Source organism: Bartonella sp. MR168JLCBS, from assembly GCF_042194175.1.
Genome location: NZ_JBHIMP010000241.1, coordinates 1 through 859, shown reverse-complemented (window position 1 = coordinate 859; position 859 = coordinate 1). Strand labels below are relative to the sequence as shown.

Annotated in this window: 1 protein-coding gene; it reads right to left on the bottom strand. The window is 41.7% G+C overall.

Annotation, left to right across the window (positions count from 1 at the left end; all coding sequences use genetic code 11):
• Nucleotides 1-429: YqaJ viral recombinase family protein (locus tag ACFIK8_RS10625; protein WP_375669407.1), on the bottom strand; the 429-nt coding region annotated here is incomplete at its 3' end.
• Nucleotides 430-859: the final 430 nt, after the last annotated feature.

Genomic DNA, 859 nt, shown 5'->3' with positions numbered 1-859 from the left:
TTGTGCTTTATGCTCTGCTGGAAAAGTTTTTTGATAGAAATGAGGGATCAGAATTTCAGGTTTTTTGGTTTTAATTTCCAAAAGTCCATTTGTTCCAATAAAAGCATCAGGAGAAAAACCTTTCATGCGATCATCAGCCAGAACAAATCCAATACATTGAGGCTCGGTTTGCGTGAATGTACCATAAAGCTGCCGCGCGCTTGGTTCTAATTCTGTTCCGCGTCGCATAGAAAGGGTTTTCCCCTCTTCGACGGATTTTCCAGTAATTCTTTCTCCAGCGAGCTTCATCATAACGGAATAATATTTTGAGGTTTTTTGTCCCTGTTTTTTTCGTGCCATAACTATTTCAAACAAAGAAGCCGTAATCAATCCATTGCGCGCTTGATGCCATTCCTCTGTTCCTTGAATACAATCGATAATAATTGGCATGATATCCCCCCATCTTTGAAACGCCTTCGATTTTTGAAACATTCTCTCTTTTAAAGCTCGCCCCCTCTTTGAACTCTTTTGCGATTAATTTATCTTGATTTTTCTTTTAAAGATTATCAAAAGCAGCTTTTTTCACTTTGAGAGTTCTGCAAGTGTCTCTTTCTGATTTTTCAAGCACTCTTTGCCTGTTGCAAGCAAGGAAGTGAAAATGCTTTTTTTCGTAGATTTGCTTTTTCGGAAACTTCTGCCATCTCCCGTAAGTCTGTCTCCGCACACTCCATGGTGCACCACCCATCCGCCGTAAACCACATCCCACCCTATAGGTGTTCATAGGGGCCTTCCCATGAGAGGCATCATCACCTGAACACTTCTCTCTTGTCTGCCTCTCCCAGACACATCTCCTGCCCCCAAACACCTTAAGTAGAAAGCA